Consider the following 4,172-nt stretch of genomic DNA (forward strand, 5'->3'; position numbering starts at 1 on the left):
GCTTTTTGCTTCGGCCAAAGCGACCTCAGCTTTTCTATTGCGCTTCGTTTCGTTCAGTTTTCAAGGAACGAGCTATCCTTTCTTCGTTCGAGGAACTTACTTCCTCGAAAGCGACTCTTAAAATATATCACCTTTTTTGTTTTTTGTCAACACATTTTTTACTTTTGAGTCAGTCAAGAGTTGGTGGAGCCCTTTTTTCGGTTATATTGTAAATAGCTATAATAGCTATATAAATGCACCTCGAAAAGTTAACTTCTCGATTACGCAACACACCCCAAGCGTCGCAACACGTCTTCCGGGCGTTTCTGAATGGAATGAACAAATCGTTGAACCGCTCGCAGGATCTCATGGCGGTCTTTGTGAAAGGCGTTGGCGGACACCGTATCCTTCAGCCATTTCCACAAACGCTCGATCGGGTTGAGCTACGGCGAGTAGGGCGGGAGATACAAGAAATGAAAACATGGTCCTTCTTCCCGCAAAAACTCCTTCACCATTCGAGCGTGATGAATCCGGGCATTGTCTAGAACAAGCGCCATGATCCGGTTGGGATGCCGCTCTTTGAGTCGGCGCAAGAAACCCAAGAACGTCGTGGCGTCGGCGGCCTCTGCTTGGTGAAGCACGGTGTCCCATCGTGGACGTTCACGGCGCCAAATACCGAAATATGGGCATGATAGCCGAATATCGGCACTCGTTTTTGATAGCCAGTCTCGGACCAAGCGGATCGCAACACATGATAAGAGCGGATATGCATTTCATCGATGTACAAAGAACGGCCTCTTCGGTCTCCTTAGTGATCAAGTTTTTTATCAGATCCATTTGTTTTTCAAATGGCTTTTGCTCATCCGGATTCCCTTTCGCCAGTGTGTACGTCGAGCGAGTCCATGACAGACCTTGACGGTGCAGGAGTTTTCGCAGCGCTTCACAGGAAATGGAAACGCCGAAGTGCTTTTCCACATAGGACGGCAGGAGTTTAGTGTTCCACGCCGAAGCTACATCCCACCCCAGTTCGGCGGAGTCGTGGCGAGCACGAGCCGCTTGATCTCTTTCTGCTGTTCTTCCGTGAGAAACAGCTCTCATCCGGGCGCGAAATCCCAATGAAGCAAGAGGTCCACCCCCATACCCATCAAGTTAAGAATTTTGGTCTTTGTGCATCGTCAAAAACATGGAACATGTGTACATCGGACATGAACGCTTGTACGTTCCACGGTTGGTTTTCCGCCGTCTGACGGCGGAAGAATGACAAAAACGGATGGGGTATGTGCAGGAAAAGTATGTCTATAGCACCACGGGTTAATAATTATATTTTAAATTACCATGTTTAATTTGTACTGTACCAGAACCGTCATTTTTAAATCTAAATGCATAACTACCGGGATGCTTTACCAGTGTAGTGTCTCTCCAATCAAGTGCAGCCCAGCCAGCCACATCTCTCCATACAACTTTACCAGTATATACTTGACCTAGTTTATAAACTTCTACTGCAACTGCCTCAGGTCTATTAATTAGTTCAAATTCAAAAATCCCAGGATTATAAAAATAGTATCCACCATTAATCCAAACGTAATTTGAAAAAGTGGTATTGCCAAAGGAGTATTTTTTAATGCTCTGAGCAGTTACTGTTTGTTCTGCTATAATAGATTTTGTTTTAGGGTCATCTGTTTCGATGGATTTCTCTTCAAGATTAATCGTTTTGATAAGATTATTATTTTCATCATAAATTTCAACTCTTGGAGCTTTATCTCGGTTAATTGCTTGATCATTTACTTGAGCATTTACGGCGTTTGATTCAAATATAAACAAAAGAATAGTCGCCAATGTAATTATAATATGATGAATCTTTTTCATCATTCTCATATTTTTCTCATCCTTTCATTCATTTTTGAACATTTATCTCCACAACATTAGCATTTATTACATATAAAAATTGACTCTTCACCAGGAATATATGCTTGACAAACAATGCAATTTCCTACAGGAGGATAGGCAAAACCATTAATGCGCAACCAATAAGAACAAATGAATCAACTTGCGCAACGCAAAGTTTCGGGCCAAATCACAATCCCTAACTGCTTCAGCCATCCGTTGAATTTCTTCATCCGAAACAAGTTTTTGCATCAAACTTGGAGGTGTGCTATGCTTGTTTATAGAGCACCGCCTGAGTTTGTTTGAATCGTTACTCATCTTCTACAGCAAAGGCACTCTTCTGTCTTTTGAATTTTATTGGATAATCAACAAGCCTAGCTTGATATACATTAAGGGAGGTATTGTTGTTTTGTGTATTATTATTCAATTTGGATTAGCCGCTATTTTACTTTTATTTTCTACTCTAGCTGCTTGGTATGAAGGCAGTGCAATATTAGATAATCCTTGGGAATGGAAGTATTCAACACCGTTTTCCCAAATGATGTATGGTCAAGTACATAGTAAAAGTCATATTTCGCAACTTGACTACTTTGTATACTCCGCTAAATTTCACCCCTTTTTTCCAATTATCATGGCAATAAGTAGTTTATACTTATTAATTCTTATTGGATACTATTTATTAAAACCACAGAATAAGAAATTTGCTTGTTTTCTATTCATTTTAGGAGGAGGCTTATTCCTGCTTGGTTGCTTTTTTATGGATTCTACCACAACAGGTGGAAAAATCTTTTTTTATATTTGGTTAGTGAGTGGCTCTTTGTGTACTGCAACAGCTATAACAACTTATTTCCAAGTATTAAATCGCAATCCCCGGCGCTAGATAAACTCAAACAATCATAAAATAGGGCTCTTCACCACAACATGTACTTGACAAGCAATACGGTTTCCTGCACAAAGATGTGCCAAAATCACGGATTTGTTGATTTTCCCTCACAAGCATAAATAGGGTATGTTCAGAAAAAATCAAGTACAACTTTTGGTGAAGAGCCTAAAATAGCCATTTCTGGTGAACCCTCTACTAGAATGGAAGTGTCACCTAACATTTGAAAGGAGAGGTCACCATGTAAGAGCACTTTCATTTTACTACAGATCGAGCGAAGATTCAAAAACAATATGCATCGAGAGTCAGTCAAGACTTTGTGGAGAACATTTTTTCGGTTCACTACGGGCGTTGTCAATCACTAGTTAGCGAACCATTTTCAGGAATTCATATCGTAAGCGCTTTCGGACTCTCATCCCTCATCTTGAGGCGATGATACGATATTCCATTTTTTTACACCCAACCACCATCCCGGAGCGCCGACAACGCTTGATGGATCGGTGTCCCGGATGACCGCTGCAGACACGGTAGATTCTGACGCACCACATCTGCCCATAACCGTCCGGCCTTCCGCTTGGCCTGTTCGATCCGCTTGGACTTTGTTGAGGCCGAGGCCGCCGTTCGGGTCTCTTCTTCCTCCACCAACTGCCCATTTCTCCGCCAAATCCCGTCGATTCGGGCCGCCATCGCCCTCAGAAACGCCCGAAGCCCTTGGTCTTTCCAGCTGCGGCGGGATTTCACCCGATGCGCAAACCGGCTCATCACACTCTCCGCATGGCCCATCGGACGCATGCCGGTCGTCTCCACCCCTTGCTCCGACAGCCACCCCCGATAGTCCCGGATGCATCCCGGCATCGACTCGATCCGGCGGATCATGGCAGCCAGCTGCTTCTCTTTCGCTTCGTCCTCCAACGTGCCGACCGCGCTGTTCAGCTCCACGAGAAGCCCTTCTTCGTCTTGTTTCGCCAGCTTCTTCCGCACCTCCCGCCAACGCGGATGGCCGGACAGACACTGACGCAGCTCCCGCGCCACATGAAATCGATCCAGCTGAAAGCACGCCCGCTTCCCAAAATACTCCCGGCAGGCCGTGATCCACGACGCCGCGTCGCCGTTGATGACCAATAGGTCTTGGCACGGATCATAGGCATATTCCTTCATCAGCCACTCCTCAAACCGTTCCCACACGTCCCCCGTCCCTTCATGGAGGTAGTGGCGCCGGTTCACCAGCTCAAGCTGCGACCCGTTTCGTCTCCATCCCTCGTGAACCGCCAGGATTTTCTCTTCTTTCGCCCGTTTCCCTTTCCCCTGGCGGGAAATAAACAGTCCATCGGCCTCCACAAACAGCACCCGGCCGTGCCGTTTGGAAACAGGGTGATGCAGCGAGACAGGGGCCTCCAGCACCAGTTGGCGAATCGCCTCGTGGCTGAGG

General features: G+C 45.4%; 5 protein-coding genes and 1 pseudogene. 1 reads left to right on the plus strand and 5 read right to left on the minus strand.

Annotated features, from left to right (window positions below):
* Positions 1–422 precede the first annotated feature (422 nt).
* The 4 genes and pseudogenes from GZ1_RS19740 to GZ1_RS19750 all read right to left on the minus strand — a co-directional run.
* Entirely contained in the window at positions 423–620 is a 198-nt protein-coding gene (locus tag GZ1_RS19740; protein WP_236930862.1) for a transposase, read from the minus strand.
* 19 nt (positions 621–639) lie between these two features.
* Entirely contained in the window at positions 640–1,077 is a 438-nt protein-coding gene (locus GZ1_RS19745; RefSeq protein WP_236930861.1) for a helix-turn-helix domain-containing protein, read from the minus strand.
* Positions 1,078–1,290: 213 nt separating this feature from the next.
* On the minus strand, positions 1,291–1,854 hold the full coding sequence (locus tag GZ1_RS17420; protein WP_013144123.1) for a hypothetical protein: 564 nt from the start codon (positions 1,852–1,854) through the stop codon (positions 1,291–1,293).
* Between the two features lie 144 nt (positions 1,855–1,998).
* Positions 1,999–2,145 (minus strand): annotated as a pseudogene (locus tag GZ1_RS19750) (IS4 family transposase); the annotation flags it as partial.
* On the opposite strand from GZ1_RS19750, the gene GZ1_RS17425 reads away from it, so the two are divergent.
* Positions 2,138–2,743 (plus strand): YjdJ family protein, encoded by a 606-nt coding sequence (locus GZ1_RS17425; protein ID WP_236930860.1) that lies wholly within the window; start codon positions 2,138–2,140, stop codon positions 2,741–2,743. The pseudogene GZ1_RS19750 and the gene GZ1_RS17425 sit on opposite strands and share 8 nt — an antisense overlap.
* 453 nt (positions 2,744–3,196) lie before the next feature.
* Here the strand turns inward: GZ1_RS17425 and GZ1_RS17430 are convergent.
* A partial coding sequence (locus tag GZ1_RS17430; RefSeq protein WP_083509338.1) for an ISLre2 family transposase occupies positions 3,197–4,172 on the minus strand: 976 nt, incomplete at its 5' end.

The organism is Geobacillus zalihae NBRC 101842, from assembly GCF_001544135.1.
Classification (GTDB): Bacteria; Bacillota; Bacilli; order Bacillales; family Anoxybacillaceae; genus Geobacillus; species Geobacillus zalihae.